This window comes from Parabacteroides sp. D25, assembly GCF_000307475.1.
In the GTDB taxonomy this organism is placed as follows: domain Bacteria; phylum Bacteroidota; class Bacteroidia; order Bacteroidales; family Tannerellaceae; genus Parabacteroides; species Parabacteroides distasonis.
The window spans coordinates 14,903-30,346 of record NZ_JH976505.1 but is presented as its reverse complement, the minus strand read 5'-3'; the positions used below and the strand labels follow the sequence as shown (position 1 = coordinate 30,346).

Below are 15,444 nucleotides of genomic sequence, written 5' to 3'. Positions count from 1 at the left end.
ACATTTAAGGTTATTATTCTCTACCACCACCGATGGCACTGTATAAACTGACAACCGCTTGCATACGCTGCACATTGTCGGACACTTCCGTCAACTGGGCACTCAAAAGACTCTGCTGGGCGGAAAGGATTTCCAAATAAGTAGATTGAGCCGACTGGAACAAGGCACTGGTATAAGCCACCGCTTTCTCTAGCTGCTCGATCTGCGCTCTGTCTTGCACAAGCTTCTTGCTCGTGGCATCATACTCATGTAAAGCATCACTCACCTCCTTACCAGCTTCCAGAATTGTCTGCTGATAATTCATTTGAGCGATCTTCTCTTCTGCCTTCGATACCTTCAAGTTAGCGACCAACTTACCATTGTTGAAGATCGGTTGGGCCAACGAAGCCAAAGCTTGAAACATGAATTGACCCGGATTAGCGACCTGTATGCCTGAACCGTTCGTCCAACCAGCCGTAGCCGTGATATTCAATCCCGGATAAAAAGCGGCACGGGCTTGGTTCGTCGTATAATAAGCACTGGCAAGTGTCATCTCCGCGATCTTTACGTCCGGACGATTCTCCAACAATTGCAAAGGCACACCAACCATGATATCCTCCGGCATTACTTGTTCCTCCAAAGTACCCCGATCAATCTGTTGAGGGGCCTTAGCCAATAACACGGACAATGAGTTTTCCACGCTACGCACCTGGCTCTCCAGCTCGATCAACGAGCCGGAAACCTGATGGTAAGCCGCACGCATTTGCGTCACGGCAGCCTCGGTAGCCATACCCGCTATCTTCATAGCCTCCATGACACGAACATTCTCTTTATAGATATCAACCGTCTTAGCGGTAATTTCCACCTGCCGATCAAGCATCAACAAGGTATAATAAGTATTCGCTATACCACCGATCAATTGAGAGCGCACGGCCTGTCTTGAATACTGGCTCTGTAAGTAGGAGGCTTTTTGGCCACGGCTCGCGTTCAAGAGCTTTCCGAATAGGTCAACCTCCCAGCTAGCGGCCGCAGGAGCCGTGTAAGCTTTTACATACCCACTGCTTTCCATCTTCGTAATCGTACCTTGGGGAGCAAGGTTTATAGAAGGCAAGAAAGACAGACGGGCAGAAGTCAACAATACTTTCGCTTCCTCTACCCGAAGAACGGCTGCCTGCATATCTACGTTATTAGCTAATCCCTCCTCAATTAACGCCTGTAACTTCGGATCACGAAAAACTTCCTTCCAAGGAAGGTTTCCCATATTGGTCGTATCCGCGGAGGCTAATGTATCAGTCTCGGAAACCGGATCACGATAAATTCCCGTCGCATCGATGGAATCCGGACGCTCGTATGCCTTATAGATATGGCAACTGCTTAACAAAGCAGTCGCACATACCATATATATAATTTGTTTCTTCATTGTCATCTCTTATTTTATTTTAGCGTACTGTTCTATTTCCGTACTCATATCGCTGTTATCCAAATCTTCCCATTCGATCGGCTTGAATTTCTCCTGTAAGTACTGGAATACCACGAACAAAACCGGAACAATAAAGATCTGGAAGATCATACCGATGAACATACCGCCGATAGCCGCTGTACCCAATGTACGGTTACCGTGCGCTCCTACTCCGAATGCGAACATCATAGGCAACAATCCGACCACCATCGCCAATGAGGTCATCAAGATCGGACGCAAACGGGCGGCGGCTCCTAACACGGCAGCCCATGTGATACTCATACCCATACGACGACGTTCCAAAGCGAACTCTACGATCAAGATAGCGTTCTTCGCCAACAAACCTACCAACATGATCAAGGCGATCTGCATATAGATATTGTTAGACATGGTTCCTACGATCATCTTCAACGCCGGGATATTTCCCAAAGCGGCCCAACCTTGGACGAACAAGAAGCTACCCATCAAACCGAACGGCACGGAGAGCAATACGGACAAAGGAAGGATGTAACTCTCATACTGCGCACTCAACAGCAAGTAAACGAATACGAAACACAGCAAGAAGATCAAAGCCGTCGTACTACCACTCGTACTTGCTTCCTCACGCGCCATACCACCTAACTCATAGTCGAAACCTGCCGGAAGCGTTGTCTTAGCCACCTCGTCAATCGCTTTCAACGCCTGACCACTGGTATAACCATCCGCCGGGGCAACCATGACCTTGATGGCGGTATACATATTGAAACGGCTGATGATATCCGGGCCATATACCTTCTTCATCGTAATGAACTGAGAAATCGGAGCCATATCGTTACCACTCTTTACCTTGATGTTCTTCATGGACTCCATATTCTTACGCAAATCGGGATCCGCTTGCACCATTACACGGTACATCTTACCGAAACGGTTGAAGTTAGAGGCATATAAACCACCATAATATCCCTGCAAGGTAGACAAGATGTCCTTCGGACTGATACCGGCTTTCTTACAGGCGGCAGCGTCGATATCGATCTCATATTGCGGGAAGTTCGGGTTAAACGTAGATTGAGCGGACTTGATCTCCGGACGTGCCGTCAGAGCGGCCATATATTCCTTGGAGATATCAAAGAAACGATCCAACTCACCACCGGTCTTATCCTGCATATTCAACTCGATATCACTAGATGCGGAGTAACCCGGGATCATAGGCGGCGTAAAGAACAATACCTGAGCGTCTTTCACGATCTTTTGGGCACGCATGAACAAACTACCATATACGATATCCGAGTTCTGCATCATAGAACGGTCTTCCCAGTCTTTCAACTTGATGATAAATGAGCCGTAAGAAGGTCCTTGACCACCGATAAAACTGAAACCAACAACCGCCGTACGCGACTCTACCGCCGGATCCGCAGCGATCAAACTATCGACCTTATTCATCACCTCATAGGTACGCTCCTGGGAAGTTCCCGGTGGTAACGTAACGGCACCCATGATCGTACCCGTATCCTCGTTCGGCACCATACCGGTAGGCGTAACCTGCATCAAGAATACCAATACGGCGATACAACCGGCGACAATACCGAATGAAAGCCATTTCTTCTGGATAAAAAACACGACCTGCTTCTTATACTTAGCTAGCAAAGAATCGTAAGCCGCATTGAATGAGGTATGGAAACGGGAAATAAATGTCGTTTTCTTTTCTTTATGCTCCTCATCATGCGGTTTCAGGAATATCGCACACAAGGCGGGACTCAATGTCAAGGCGTTCAAAGCGGACAAACCGATAGCGATCGCCATCGTCAGACCAAACTGGCGATAGAACGTACCGGCTGTACCTCCCATGAAACTTACGGGAATAAACACGGACATCATGACCAACGTAATGGAGACGATAGCGCCACCCAACTCACTCATGGCATCGATAGAAGCGAGTTTCGCCGACTTGTACCCTTGGTCCAACTTGGCATGGACACCCTCGACGACGACGATCGCATCATCGACCACAATAGCGATGGCAAGCACCATAGCACAAAGAGTCAACAAGTTGATACTAAATCCGATCAAGGATAACATAAAGAAGGTACCGATCAAGGCAACCGGGATAGCGATAGCCGGAATCAACGTAGAACGCAAATCCTGCAAGAACACATATACCACGATAAACACCAATACGAACGCCTCCAACAAAGTCTTAATTACCTCATGGATAGAAGCGAACAAGAAGTCATTGGCATTCATGGAAACATTCACCTTCATTCCGGGAGGCATTGTCAACTGGGTTTCCTCCAGCAAGGTTTCAATGTTACTAATTGTTTCCGTAGCGTTGGTTCCCGGCATCTGGTAAACGATACAGGTAACGGCGTCGTGACCATTTACACGGTTGATAAAGTTGTAAGTCAAACGCCCCAACTCGATATCGGCGATATCTTTCAAACGCAAGACCTCACCATCCGGCAACGCCTTTACAACGATCTGCTCAAACTCATTCGCCTCCTGCAAACGTCCTTTGTAGCGAATCGTATATTGAAAGGACTGATTACCCCTTTCGCCAAACGAACCCGGAGCCGCCTCTACGTTTTGTTCAGACAAAGCTACGGTCACATCGCTCGGACTTAATTTATATTGAGCCATCACATCCGGCTTCAACCAAATACGCATGGAGTAATCCGTACCCAACACGTTCGCGTCACCTACACCATGTACACGCTGCACTTCCGGAATCAAGTTAATCTTCGCGTAATTCTCCAAAAACTCAGAGTCATAACGATCGTCCTCGGCAAATACAGAAAATACCAACAACATAGAGTTCTGGCGTTTCTGGGTAGTCACACCAATCTGCGTTACCTCGGCAGGCAACAAACCTTGAGCCATAGACACACGGTTCTGCACGTTTACAGCCGCCATATCCGGGTCTGTTCCCTGCGTAAAATAAATGGAAATTTCCGCGGAACCGTTATTCGAGGCGGTAGAACTCATGTACATCATGTTCTCAACACCATTGATCTGGTCCTCCAAAGGCGCAATCACACTATTCAATACGGTTTGCGCGTTAGCACCCGTATAAGTGGCTCTCACCGATACGGTTGGAGGGGCGATATCCGGATATTGGGTAACCGGCAAGGAAATCAAGCCTAGGAAACCCAAGATGACAATCAAGATGGAAATCACCGTGGAGAGCACCGGGCGGTTTATAAATCTATCTAATTTCATGTTTTTCGTTTTTACTCGACAAAAGCGAATATTTGTCTTATTCTATGATTACATATTAATTAAAAGCGGTCTGCAAATTACCGTCATGCTGGTCTTTCAAGGCCTGATCGTACTTTGCTTTTTGTTGCTCACGAGTAATCGGCTGGATCTCTTGACCGTCTTTCAAGATCTGTACGCCTTCCACGACAATCTTATCGCCAGACTTCAAGCCATTTGTTACTAAATAGTTCTTACCATCATCCAAATTGGAAACCTTGATCTCCGTATTCTTCACCGTATTATCAGACTGCAATACAAATACGAACTTCTTATCCTGGATCTCCACGGTAGCCGATTGAGGGATCGTAATGATATCGTTCATCGTATACGGGAAGATAATATTACCAGTACCACCGCTTCGTAAGACATTTCCCTCGTTAGAGAAAATAGCACGCATGCTTACAGAACCGGTAGATTGATCGATAACACCGCTCACGGCATCAATCTTACCCTCATGATGGTACGTAGAGCCATCCGCCAATTGCAGTCTTACGGCCGGCATCTTCTCTAATTGCTCTTTCAAGGTACCACCGGCTTTCGTCAATGCCAATAACTCCTTTTCCGTCATAGAGAAATACACATACATATCACCGATCTCAGATACGGTAGTCAGCGGTTGAGCGATCGAAGCGCTTACCAAGCTACCTACACGATACGGGAATGTACCGACAACACCGTTCGAGGGACTTGTAACCGTACAGAAAGATAAGTTCTGGTTAGCGCTCACCAATTGAGCCTCTGCCTGCGCCAAGCTCGCTTTTGCCGACATCAGCTGGTTCACGGCTGTTTGATACTCGAAATCACTGATGATTTTCTGATCAAACAAAGTCTTCTTATTCCTCTCGGTCAATGTTAAAGTGCTTACGTTTGCCTTCGCCATCTCGACCGCGGCCTTAGCCTGACCTACCGCAGCAGCGTACTGCGTAGGATCAATTTGGAACAACGCCTGTCCTTTACGAACCGTAGCTCCCTCATCCACACATAATTTCACGATAAATCCAGAAACTTGAGGACGGACTTCGATATCCTGCGTACCTTTGATGGTAGCCGGATAGGATGTTGTTTGGTCGCTAGTCGTTGAATTGACCGCCATCACAGCGAACTCAGCATCCCCTAATTTCATACCACTCTGACTGTTTCCACAGGCAGTTAATAAAGACATACCAACCGCAAACAATGCGATCTGCCTTAACTGAGTAATCGTAATTTTCAGCATTCGTTTATCCATATTTGTATATAATTATATATTCAAGGCTGTTTTTCAGTTACCTTCTCTTTCTAACCCAAGTGGAGATCTTTTACATCTATTCACACAATAGGGTCTTTACTCGCTGTTTCATCCTACAAATGTAGAAACTTTTTACACGATTTTCTGTTTCCTACTTATCTTTTTCACCTAAATTAATAGCACTTAGAAGGAAGCACCTGTTGAAATACATCTATTTTGGTTTCAAACGAAAATAAAATTGTTTTTTTCAACAATATATTTTACATTTGTGTCCACACACAATAAACAAATATTATACATTATGGAACCTAAATTTATAATATCAGAAGTATTCAGTACCGCATGGAAGGGAACGAAGTCGCAACTATGGATATTAGCCGGATTATTAATCGGATATTGTATCTTGTCTTTCACGCTGACAGCGTTCGCGATGCCCATGCAAAGTTCTATTATCGGTAAAATCATCGTAAACGTGATCAGCGCGTTATTCTCCATTATTTTCTCCTTAGGATATATGAAAAATATATTTCAGGCGTTGGATGGGGAAGAACCTCAGTTTTCCGCATATGGACAACAGACAAAGAATATCATCACCTACTTTCTAGCGAGTCTTATCACGGGATTTGTCGTATTGGCGGGTTTCTTATTTTTTATCATCCCCGGTATTTATCTGGCATTGCGCCTTCAGTTCTTCCAAGCCTTTATTATCGAGGAAAACGCCGGGATTATCGAGTCTTTGCATAAAAGCTGGGAGATAACGAAAGGACAAGTATTGCCTCTGTTCATTCTGGCGTTGGTTATGATCGGGATCCTGATATTAGGATGTATTTTGTTCGGTATCGGAATTTTCGTCGCCGTTCCTCTTATCTATATGATGTATGGCTACGTTTTCCGTAAATTGAACACTCCTCTTCAAATACTCGAATAAGCAGAGAGGACGAATACACACTACAATCTATACCATGAATAAAAATTACAGGATAAAAGATATCGCCGAATTATCCGGCGTATCAACCGGTACGGTAGACCGCATTTTACATGAGCGGGGAAAGGTATCGGAGGACGCACGGAAAAAGGTGGAGAAAGTCTTAAAAGAAATTGACTATCAACCAAATCTGATAGCCCGTTCTTTAGCGTTGAAGAAAAAATATCATTTCATCGCTTTGATCCCTTCTTTCCATGAAGGGGAATACTGGGCGAAACTAAGCCAAGGGATAGAGAAAGCGGAACGGGAATTGTTTAGCTATAATATAGACGTCGAGCAAATCTATTTTGACCAATACGATAGCAACAGTTTCGACGAATTAATCCCGAAGATTGAGACCGCGGATTGCCAAGGGGTTATCATCGCTACATTATTCAAGCAAAGTGTCTTGACCTTGACCCAGCGGCTAGACCTGAAAGGTATTCCTTATATATTAATCGATTCTTTTATCGACCACACGAATTGTATCTCTTACTACGGAACGCATTCATATGATTCGGGGTATATAGCGGGACGCCTTTTATTCGAGCAAATCCGTGAAGAGGACGATCTAGTGATTTTCCGTTTTACCCGTAAGGGGGATTCATGTTCTACGCAAGTGCAGAAGCGAGAGGAAGGATTCCGGGATTATCTCGCCAATACCTCATTCAAGGGAAAGATTCATTTGCTGCATGTGCACGCAGATGACCGAGAAGAGAATACGAGACTACTGAATACTTTCTTCGACAAATATCCTCAAGTAAGAATCGGTATCATCTTTAATTCGAGGGCCCATTTCCTTGGAGATTATCTAAGTAGCGAACGGCCGGACTATCCTTTCAAACTTCTTGGCTACGACGTGATAGAACCGAACGTCCGTTATCTGGAAAACGGCTTGATCACGCATTTGATCGCCCAGCGACCGGAGGTACAAGGATATCATTGTATCAAGGCACTTTTCAGGCATTTGATCCTTAAGGAGAAAATTGAGCCTGTCAATTATATGCCGATTGATATCTTGGTAAAGGAAAATATACAATACTACAATAATTATATCTGATGAACTCCTTATTTAGCGTAAAAGAGAAAGTGATTTTGTTGACCGGAGGCTATGGTATATTAGGAGCCTGCATGGCCAAACACTTGGCGAGAGAAGGCGCGTACGTCGTAATCCTCGGACGAAACGAGCAAAAAGGATCTGCCTTGGTTGGTGAGATTAAAGCGGAAGGGGGCGAGGCCTTATTCTTGGTTTCAAACGTACTGGATAAAGCCTTGCTGGAGCAAAACAAGCAAGAGATATTGAAAGCATATGGGAAGATTGATGTTTTAGTCAATTTGGCGGGTGGTAACCAAGCCGGAGCGACGATTCCTCCCGACAAGACGATCTTTGATCTGGATATCGATGCTTTCCGGACGGTCGTGGACCTGAACTTATTCGGGACCGTACTGCCGACAATGGTCTTCGCCGAGGTCATGGTGGGGCAAGGGAAAGGAAGCATTATTAATATCTCGTCCGAATCGTCCCTACGCCCATTGACTCGTGTAGTTGGCTATGGATGCGCGAAAGCCGCTATCAACAATTTCACGCAATACATGGCCGGGGAGCTAGCGATTAAATTCGGAGAGGGCCTGCGAGTAAACGCCATGGCACCGGGATTCTTCCTTACCGAGCAGAACCGGGCATTGATGAGCAATCCGGATGGATCACCTAGTGATCGTTGCAACACGATCGTCGCGCACACGCCGTTCCGCCGCTTAGGAAAACCGGAGGAGTTACTCGGTACTTTACAATGGCTGGCGAGCGACGCCTCCGCATTCGTAACCGGTACCGTGATCCCCATAGACGGAGGTTTCGACGCTTTCTCCATCTAAATAATGTGCCAACCAGCCATGCATCAAACCGCATTGGCATATTGGCACATTGATAAATTTAAAAATTATTCATTATGTATCTATGTGAGCAAACTTGGCGTTGGTACGGACCGAATGATCCTGTCAGCCTTTGGGACATCCGTCAGGCGGGTGCCACCGGTATCGTAAATGCGTTGCACCATATCCCGAACGGGGAAGTTTGGACTACGGAAGAGATTCAAAAGCGGAAAGCCTTGATCGAATCCGCCGGATTACGGTGGAGTGTGGTTGAGAGTGTGCCCGTACACGAGCATATCAAGACGCAAACCGGGGATTTTCAAACCTATATAGAGAACTACAAACAAAGCATCCGTAATCTGGGAGCTTGCGATATCCGGGTAGTTACTTACAACTTCATGCCGGTATTGGACTGGACTCGTACCGATTTGGCTTATACGATGCCGGATGGCTCCAAAGCCTTGCGCTTTGAACGCGCGGCTTTTATGGCGTTCGACTTATTCATATTGAAACGACCGGCGGCGGAAGCCGAATATACGGAGGCGGACAAGGCGAAAGCCAAGGCACGCTATGACGCTATGAGCGAGGAAGACCGCCAGCTGTTGGTTCGCAATATGATCGCCGGACTACCCGGCTCGGAAGAGACTTTTACGATCGAGCAGTTTAGGGAAGCGTTAGACCGTTATAAAGATATCGATGCGGAGAGACTTCGCTCGAACCTGATCTATTTCTTACGGGAAATAGCTCCCGTGGCGGACGAGGCCGGTGTCAAGCTCGTTATCCATCCGGATGATCCCCCCTATTCCATTCTCGGGCTTCCCCGTATCTTGAGCACGGAAGATGATTTCCGGAAGTTAATAGAGGCCGTGCCGAATCCTAGCAACGGGCTTTGCCTATGCACAGGTTCTTTCGGTGTCAGAAGTGATAACGACTTGGCCGGGATCATGGAACGTTACGGGGATCGGATCGATTTCGTTCATTTCCGCAGCACGCAACGAGACTCGGAGGGTAATTTTTTCGAGGCGAACCATCTGGAGGGCGATGTGGACATGTATGGTGTCATGAAAGCCTTCCTTGAATTGCAGCAACGCCGCCAATGCTCCATCGCCATGCGACCGGATCATGGACATCAAATGATAGACGACCTAAAGAAGAAAACCAACCCGGGCTACTCCTGCATCGGACGTTTACGGGGTCTGGCCGAGCTACGGGGATTGGAGATGGGTATCGCCTTATCCCTGTTCAAAGGACATTAAAAAGATAGCGTCTTACAGTTAGCGCAGTACTGTGTACGAAGTACCGCAGTACTGTGACTGAAGTACTACAGTACTCTGCACGAAGTATTGCGGTACTCAGCACGTAAGTACTGGAATACTTCGTACAGAGTACTGCCCTATTTATAGCACAAGGCTACCTCGACCCTATGGAGGAACATCACAAACCGAACAACCGGGGAATCAATAAGCTTAAATCCGGCAAGAACGCCACCAAGAACAAGACGATAACCATCGCCGCAAACATCGGCAGCAACGGACGGATCACCTGATCGATCTTTGTCCCCGCCACGCTACATCCGATAAACAATACCGAACCCACCGGTGGCGTACACAATCCCACACAAAGGTTCAACACCATCATGATCCCGAAATGTACCGGGTCCATCCCTAATTGCCCCGTCGCTATCGGCAGGAAGATCGGGGTAAAGATCAATACAGCGGGCGTCATGTCCATAAAGATCCCGACAATCAATAGGATCACGTTGATAAGTATCAAGATGACCACCGGATTGTCGCTTATGCTCAGCAGAGCGGCACTTACCGTTTGAGGAATATTCTCATAGCTCATGATCCAAGATAAGCCCGTACAAGTCGCCACCAAAAGAAGGACGATAGCCGTAGTCTTGGCCGATCGCAATAACACTTGCGGCAATTTAGCCCAAGTAAGTTCTTTATAGATAAAAGAGAGGATTAACGCATACAATACAGCGATCGCCGAAGCCTCGGTCGCCGTAAACAGTCCCGCCAAGATTCCTCCGATCACGATCACCAATAGCATCAAACTAGGGATCGCCCTGAAAAATACCCTTGTCGCCTCCGAGAACGGAACACGTACGCCAACCGGATACCCCTTTCGTGCGGCAAACATAGCGGCTACGATCATGATCGCCACTCCCGTAAGAATTCCCGGTAGATAACCAGCCATAAACAAGGCGGATACAGAGACTCCACCACTCGCCAAGGAGTAAACGATCAAGACATTACTCGGAGGTATCGTCATGCCGGTAGTGGCGGAAGAGATATTTACGGCGGCACTGAAATTCGGATCGTAACCGGCCTTTTTCATCTCCGGTGTCATAATACTCCCGATAGCAGAGGCAGCGGCGGCGGCAGAGCCACTGATCGCCCCGAATAACATATTCGCCACGACATTGACTACCGCCAGTCCTCCGGGTAACCGTCCGACCAGCACCTTGGCGAAATCGATCAAGCGCAAGGCGATACCTCCGCTATTCATGATATTCCCCGCCAATATAAAAAACGGGATCGCCAGCAGAGCGAAACTGTCCAGACCCGAAGCCATACGCATCGCGTAAGTCGTAAGGGCGGGAAGCGAGTCTATATTCACGAGCATCGTCAATATACCCGCCACGCCGATGCTATACGCTACCGGAACCCCGACCACCAGCAGGAAAAAGAAACTTATCACTAATACGAGTATACCTATAATATCCATATCATCAGTCTTTTAAGAATTAGAGGAACGAAATAAGGTGATCGCGTTATCTACCGCATAATAAGCGGTAAGCAATCCTCCTAGCGGCAATGCCAAATACACATATCCTAAATTAATCTCTAAGGAAGCCGAAGTAACTCCCAAATGAAAACGAGTGTATACCAGCCAAGTCCCACCTACGATCAATACAAATACAGCGAATAAAAATACGATCAAGAAGATAAACAATCGCAAGAGCTTCCTGCGGGAAGGACGTATATGTTGAAGTAATAAATCGATCGCTAGATGCTCATTTTTACCGGATACATAAGCGGCCCCCAGCAATCCCACCCAGATCAATAAATATCCGGCCAATTCATCTGTCACGGAACTCGGGGAAACCAGAATATACCGGCTTAATACCTGCCATAACACATCCACGACCAAGAAAGCCATCAAGAAAATCAACGATAGCTCCAATCCTTTATCAATTATCTTTCTCATGGGTATTCTGTATTTGATCGATTAAATCATGAAAAACCGGATCATTCTTAAACCGCTCGATCATCGGGGCGGCGGCATCCATAAACGGCTGCTTATCCGGGTAAATAATTTCCACTCCGTGCGCTTCCATCTCCTCTAGCGATTGCTTCTCTTGCTCCGCCCAAAGTTTCCGTTGATAAATAGCGGCGGCGTCAGCGGCCTGCCGCAGCCAATTACGTTCTTGTTCCGTCAGCTTCTGCCAAGTAGCCAAACTAATGATGATCACGTCCGGACACATCGTGTGCTCATTGACTGAATAGTATTTTACCACCTCATGATGGAACGCTGTTGTCACGGAAGGCGTATTATTCTCGGCTCCATCCACGACATTACTTTGTAAGGCCGTATACAATTCACCCCAATCCACGGGAGTAGCCGAACCTCCGAATGTCTTCATCATCTCCACGGCTATCGGGCTCTTTTGCACACGGATCTTCAGTCCTTTCAGATCCTCGGGAGTACGAATCTGCTTGTTTACCGTATAAAAGCTACGGGCCCCCGAGTCAAAATAAGCGAGTCCCCTAAACCAATAAGGTTCCGTTGATCCCAATATCTGTTTACCTACCGAACCATCCAACACCTCGAAAAACTGCTCACGGGAACGGAATAGATAAGGTATGCCAAATACCTTAAACGGATCGGCAAATCCTTCCAACGCGGCGGAGGAAACTTTCGTGATATCGAGACTTCCTATTTGAAGCAACTCTATACATTGATTTTCGGATCCCAATTGAGCGGAAGAATAAATGTCCATGCTCATCTTTCCTCCGGACAACTCTTTCAGACGCTCGTTCATATAGAGCAATCCTAAATGGACGGAATGGCTGGGGGGCAATCCGTGTGCCAGTTTCAGCACCCTTACTTCCTTTACCCCTTCCTTACAGGAGAAGGAGAAAGATACGCACATCAGGAATAGCAGGGCAGTCTTTAGAACTTTCATATTAGAAATGTTAACAATTCGTTGTTTATCGACAAATATAAAGGAAATAATCGAATTGTGCACGTACACAGAAGAAAAAAGTGGCCGCTTTCTTCCTGCCTATATTCACATACGGAACAAGAAGAGCACGGCCTTGATTTAACCTATTTCTCTAATGTTATGATGAAACATCGAGACGGTCAAATGTAGAAACAATCAAAGTGACCGGTCTTATATCGACCGTGATCTTATTTCACGAAAGCGTGAAACTTATTCACGCCTTTTCTCTAACAACCATTTACGGATCTCCTCTATATCTTCCTTGTCCGCTTCTATAGTGATTGAATATCGCCGGGGTTCGTCCGCTAAATACACCTCCCGCAAGAAATCATAGGCTAAGACTTCCGATATACGCAGTAACAAATCAACATCAATACTGCTTCGCTTAAATATCTTATAAATATTGGTACGTTCATAATGAAGCGCATGGGCAAAATCGGAAACCGAAAGTCCCCGCTCTTCCATTTTTTCTTTTATTAACGAACCGATATGTATCTCCTTTTGTTCTTTCATATACAAAAGCCGTTTTTAAGGTAATCTTATCTCATAAATAAACCCACATCTGAGAAAAGGTGTGTTACACTTTACCTTAAACCCGTCAAACTGCGGCACGACCAAATGCCTTGTACACAACAGAAATAAGGCAAAGGAACACACCAAATACAGGTGTATTCGCATTGTCTATTTCTCTGTGTACTTTAAATTGGTCGTTTTCAGTTTAGAGAAATACCAGCAAATACAATATCGTCATCCTCTCTGACCAAAGAGACAAACTAGTCCCCTCAATCATCGTATAATATCTCCATTTTACCTTTACAAAGGTAGGCAAATTCAACTATCAGAAAAAACACAAAGAATAAAAAGAAGTATAAACATATCGGAAATATAGGCCATTGAAAGAGGCTTTTTTATACTTTTGTGGTAAAACAATATCTAATGGCATCTAAAATACACAATGGAATACTCATTCTTACGCTAATTTTATTTGCGTCTTGCCGTACGCAAAAGCCTGCTCCACGCCCGGCCCCTCCCGAAACTGTGGATTTCCCTACGGCAAATATTCCTCTTCCCGTCGTGGATTTCAATTTCATGTTGCCGGAAGCTCCGGAGCTAGCGGTTTGTCATTCTCCTAGAAAAGATATCACGGAAGCCTTTACGCCCCGTGATAAAAGCCAGATAGCGATCAAGGACCCCAAGCTATTCGATGAGAATAACACGGAAATTATTGATTTATCCTTGATCCCCGCCGGGGAATACGCATTTCCCCTTCCTAATGGAAACGTGATCTCTCCTTACGGGGGAAGGAGAAGACATCATTCCGGAGTAGATATCAAAACTTGTGCCAACGATACGATCGTGTCTGCTTTCGATGGTATTGTCAGGATGGCGAAACCATTCGCCGCCTATGGCAACGTTATCGTTGTCCGCCATTATAATGGACTGGAAACGATCTATAGCCACAACTCCAAGAACTTGGTTAAACCCGGAGATCGTGTTCTCGCCGGACAACCGATCGCCTTAACCGGACGTACCGGCAGGGCTACTACCGAGCATTTACATTTTGAGACTCGTATAAACGGAGTTCATTTCAATCCGAATATCGTCTTCAACATGGCTAAGAGGAAATTACGTTCAAAATGTCTGGTTTGTACCCAGAAAGGTAATAACGTAATCGTCAAATCGGTTGATATATTACCCCATCAAAAGGCTGGTCCATACGTACCGCCACCTCCTTATAAATGGGTTTACAATGAATGAAAAAAGGTCTTACGGACAATCCGTAAGACCTTTTTTCATTCCGTGGAGATGGAGAGATTCGAACTCTCGTCCAAACGAGGAATTAATTTGCTTTCTACATGTTTATCTTCGCCTTCATTGTCGGGGAAGAGCAAGACCGAAGCCACCCACTCATCCCTTATCCTCTAAAGTTTCGCCTGAGACCCGAGGCTTATCTCAAACTATCTCCGATATTGCTGCACCACCTGATCGGAACGCTTCGGAGCCACAGCATCCGGGTGATGTCACGTCCCCACAACTTTTGCAGGGATTAAGCTTGAATCTACTATACTTCGATTAAGCAGCGAGAGCGTAATTATTTTCGCCAGTTAATTGTTCGTTGTCTGAGATTTAAGTGCAAGCCAACCACGCACTACATGCTTACAAACCACTTCTACCCGCTGTCAAAACCGGTCATCCCCATGGTTTTGTAACTAATTAAAAATCAAAAGAAAGCGAACACATTTTCCGTTATAGGTAACAAACTGGTAACAAAATCAAAGAACTTCATTCTTCAAATGATCGCTTTCTTTGGTACAAAGATAGGAATTATTCTCAATAATACAAAAGACACACATAAATCAACATATGATGCTAAGCGATTACGTAACTATAGCCTATACAATCAAACACCAAAAGAAAAACAAAGGGGGGTAAAGGACTCTCGCCGCCGTCCACAGGTACAGGGCCTCCCCCTGACAATC

12 protein-coding genes and 1 other RNA gene are annotated in these 15,444 nt (G+C 45.9%); 5 read left to right on the top strand and 8 right to left on the bottom strand.

Annotated elements, in window-relative coordinates; genetic code table 11:
* Positions 1–13 precede the first annotated feature (13 nt).
* Genes HMPREF0999_RS14655 through HMPREF0999_RS14645 form a run of 3 tightly spaced genes read right to left on the bottom strand, consistent with a single transcriptional unit; the run spans position 14 to position 5,897 of the window.
* Complete coding sequence (locus tag HMPREF0999_RS14655; RefSeq protein ID WP_009276248.1) at positions 14–1,405, bottom strand: TolC family protein; 1,392 nt, start codon at positions 1,403–1,405, stop codon at positions 14–16.
* Between the two features lie 3 nt (positions 1,406–1,408).
* Complete coding sequence (locus HMPREF0999_RS14650) at positions 1,409–4,630, bottom strand: efflux RND transporter permease subunit (RefSeq protein WP_009276247.1); 3,222 nt, start codon at positions 4,628–4,630, stop codon at positions 1,409–1,411.
* 55 nt (positions 4,631–4,685) lie between these two features.
* Positions 4,686–5,897 carry an efflux RND transporter periplasmic adaptor subunit gene (locus tag HMPREF0999_RS14645; RefSeq protein ID WP_009276246.1) on the bottom strand — a complete coding sequence of 404 codons (1,212 nt, stop codon included), beginning with the start codon at positions 5,895–5,897 and terminating at the stop codon, positions 4,686–4,688.
* 301 nt (positions 5,898–6,198) lie between these two features.
* On the opposite strand from HMPREF0999_RS14645, the gene HMPREF0999_RS14640 reads away from it, so the two are divergent.
* The 4 genes from HMPREF0999_RS14640 to uxuA all read left to right on the top strand — a co-directional run bounded on the left by HMPREF0999_RS14640 (position 6,199) and on the right by uxuA (position 9,986).
* On the top strand, positions 6,199–6,825 hold the full coding sequence (locus HMPREF0999_RS14640; protein ID WP_008780866.1) for a hypothetical protein: 627 nt from the start codon (positions 6,199–6,201) through the stop codon (positions 6,823–6,825).
* 34 nt (positions 6,826–6,859) lie between these two features.
* Positions 6,860–7,921, top strand: a complete 1,062-nt coding sequence (locus HMPREF0999_RS14635) for a LacI family DNA-binding transcriptional regulator (RefSeq protein ID WP_009276245.1) — start codon at positions 6,860–6,862, stop codon at positions 7,919–7,921.
* A complete protein-coding gene (locus HMPREF0999_RS14630; protein WP_005865131.1) occupies positions 7,921–8,733 on the top strand; it encodes an SDR family oxidoreductase in 813 nt (270 codons plus the stop codon). Before HMPREF0999_RS14635 ends, HMPREF0999_RS14630 begins: the two co-directional genes overlap by 1 nt.
* Positions 8,734–8,807: 74 nt before the next feature.
* Positions 8,808–9,986, top strand: coding sequence for a mannonate dehydratase (gene uxuA, locus HMPREF0999_RS14625; protein WP_005865129.1), 1,179 nt, complete (start codon positions 8,808–8,810; stop codon positions 9,984–9,986).
* 178 nt (positions 9,987–10,164) lie between these two features.
* Here the strand turns inward: uxuA and HMPREF0999_RS14620 are convergent, their stop codons facing one another.
* The 4 genes from HMPREF0999_RS14620 to HMPREF0999_RS14605 form a co-directional block, all read right to left on the bottom strand.
* Complete coding sequence (locus HMPREF0999_RS14620) at positions 10,165–11,463, bottom strand: TRAP transporter large permease (RefSeq protein ID WP_008780864.1); 1,299 nt, start codon at positions 11,461–11,463, stop codon at positions 10,165–10,167.
* Positions 11,464–11,475: 12 nt separating this feature from the next.
* Positions 11,476–11,946, bottom strand: a complete 471-nt coding sequence (locus HMPREF0999_RS14615) for a TRAP transporter small permease (RefSeq protein ID WP_009276244.1) — start codon at positions 11,944–11,946, stop codon at positions 11,476–11,478.
* Positions 11,930–12,925, bottom strand: a complete 996-nt coding sequence (locus HMPREF0999_RS14610; protein WP_005855377.1) for a TRAP transporter substrate-binding protein — start codon at positions 12,923–12,925, stop codon at positions 11,930–11,932. Before HMPREF0999_RS14610 ends, HMPREF0999_RS14615 begins: the two co-directional genes overlap by 17 nt.
* A 249-nt stretch (positions 12,926–13,174) precedes the next feature.
* Positions 13,175–13,477 carry a transcriptional regulator gene (locus HMPREF0999_RS14605; RefSeq protein ID WP_005865121.1) on the bottom strand — a complete coding sequence of 101 codons (303 nt, stop codon included), beginning with the start codon at positions 13,475–13,477 and terminating at the stop codon, positions 13,175–13,177.
* A 423-nt stretch (positions 13,478–13,900) separates the two neighbouring features.
* Here HMPREF0999_RS14605 and HMPREF0999_RS14600 point away from each other — a divergent pair, with 423 nt between their 5' ends.
* Positions 13,901–14,722: a M23 family metallopeptidase gene (locus HMPREF0999_RS14600; protein WP_008771615.1), complete on the top strand. Its 822-nt coding sequence runs from the start codon at positions 13,901–13,903 to the stop codon at positions 14,720–14,722.
* 40 nt (positions 14,723–14,762) lie between these two features.
* On the opposite strand, the gene ssrA is transcribed toward HMPREF0999_RS14600, so the two are convergent.
* Positions 14,763–15,162, bottom strand: a transfer-messenger RNA (tmRNA) gene (gene ssrA / locus HMPREF0999_RS22025).
* Positions 15,163–15,444 lie beyond the last annotated feature (282 nt).

What these genes read in the sequence shown, in the direction of transcription:
- HMPREF0999_RS14645 (WP_009276246.1), bottom strand. Translation starts at nt 5,897, where the DNA reads ATGGATAAACGAATGCTGAAAATTACGATTACTCAGTTAAGGCAGATC.
- HMPREF0999_RS14630 (WP_005865131.1), top strand. Translation starts at nt 7,921, where the DNA reads ATGAACTCCTTATTTAGCGTAAAAGAGAAAGTGATTTTGTTGACCGGA.
- HMPREF0999_RS14640 (WP_008780866.1), top strand. Translation starts at nt 6,199, where the DNA reads ATGGAACCTAAATTTATAATATCAGAAGTATTCAGTACCGCATGGAAG.
- HMPREF0999_RS14605 (WP_005865121.1), bottom strand. Translation starts at nt 13,477, where the DNA reads ATGAAAGAACAAAAGGAGATACATATCGGTTCGTTAATAAAAGAAAAA.
- HMPREF0999_RS14650 (WP_009276247.1), bottom strand. Translation starts at nt 4,630, where the DNA reads ATGAAATTAGATAGATTTATAAACCGCCCGGTGCTCTCCACGGTGATT.
- HMPREF0999_RS14620 (WP_008780864.1), bottom strand. Translation starts at nt 11,463, where the DNA reads ATGGATATTATAGGTATACTCGTATTAGTGATAAGTTTCTTTTTCCTG.
- HMPREF0999_RS14600 (WP_008771615.1), top strand. Translation starts at nt 13,901, where the DNA reads ATGGCATCTAAAATACACAATGGAATACTCATTCTTACGCTAATTTTA.
- HMPREF0999_RS14610 (WP_005855377.1), bottom strand. Translation starts at nt 12,925, where the DNA reads ATGAAAGTTCTAAAGACTGCCCTGCTATTCCTGATGTGCGTATCTTTC.
- HMPREF0999_RS14615 (WP_009276244.1), bottom strand. Translation starts at nt 11,946, where the DNA reads ATGAGAAAGATAATTGATAAAGGATTGGAGCTATCGTTGATTTTCTTG.
- uxuA (WP_005865129.1), top strand. Translation starts at nt 8,808, where the DNA reads ATGTATCTATGTGAGCAAACTTGGCGTTGGTACGGACCGAATGATCCT.
- HMPREF0999_RS14635 (WP_009276245.1), top strand. Translation starts at nt 6,860, where the DNA reads ATGAATAAAAATTACAGGATAAAAGATATCGCCGAATTATCCGGCGTA.
- HMPREF0999_RS14655 (WP_009276248.1), bottom strand. Translation starts at nt 1,405, where the DNA reads ATGACAATGAAGAAACAAATTATATATATGGTATGTGCGACTGCTTTG.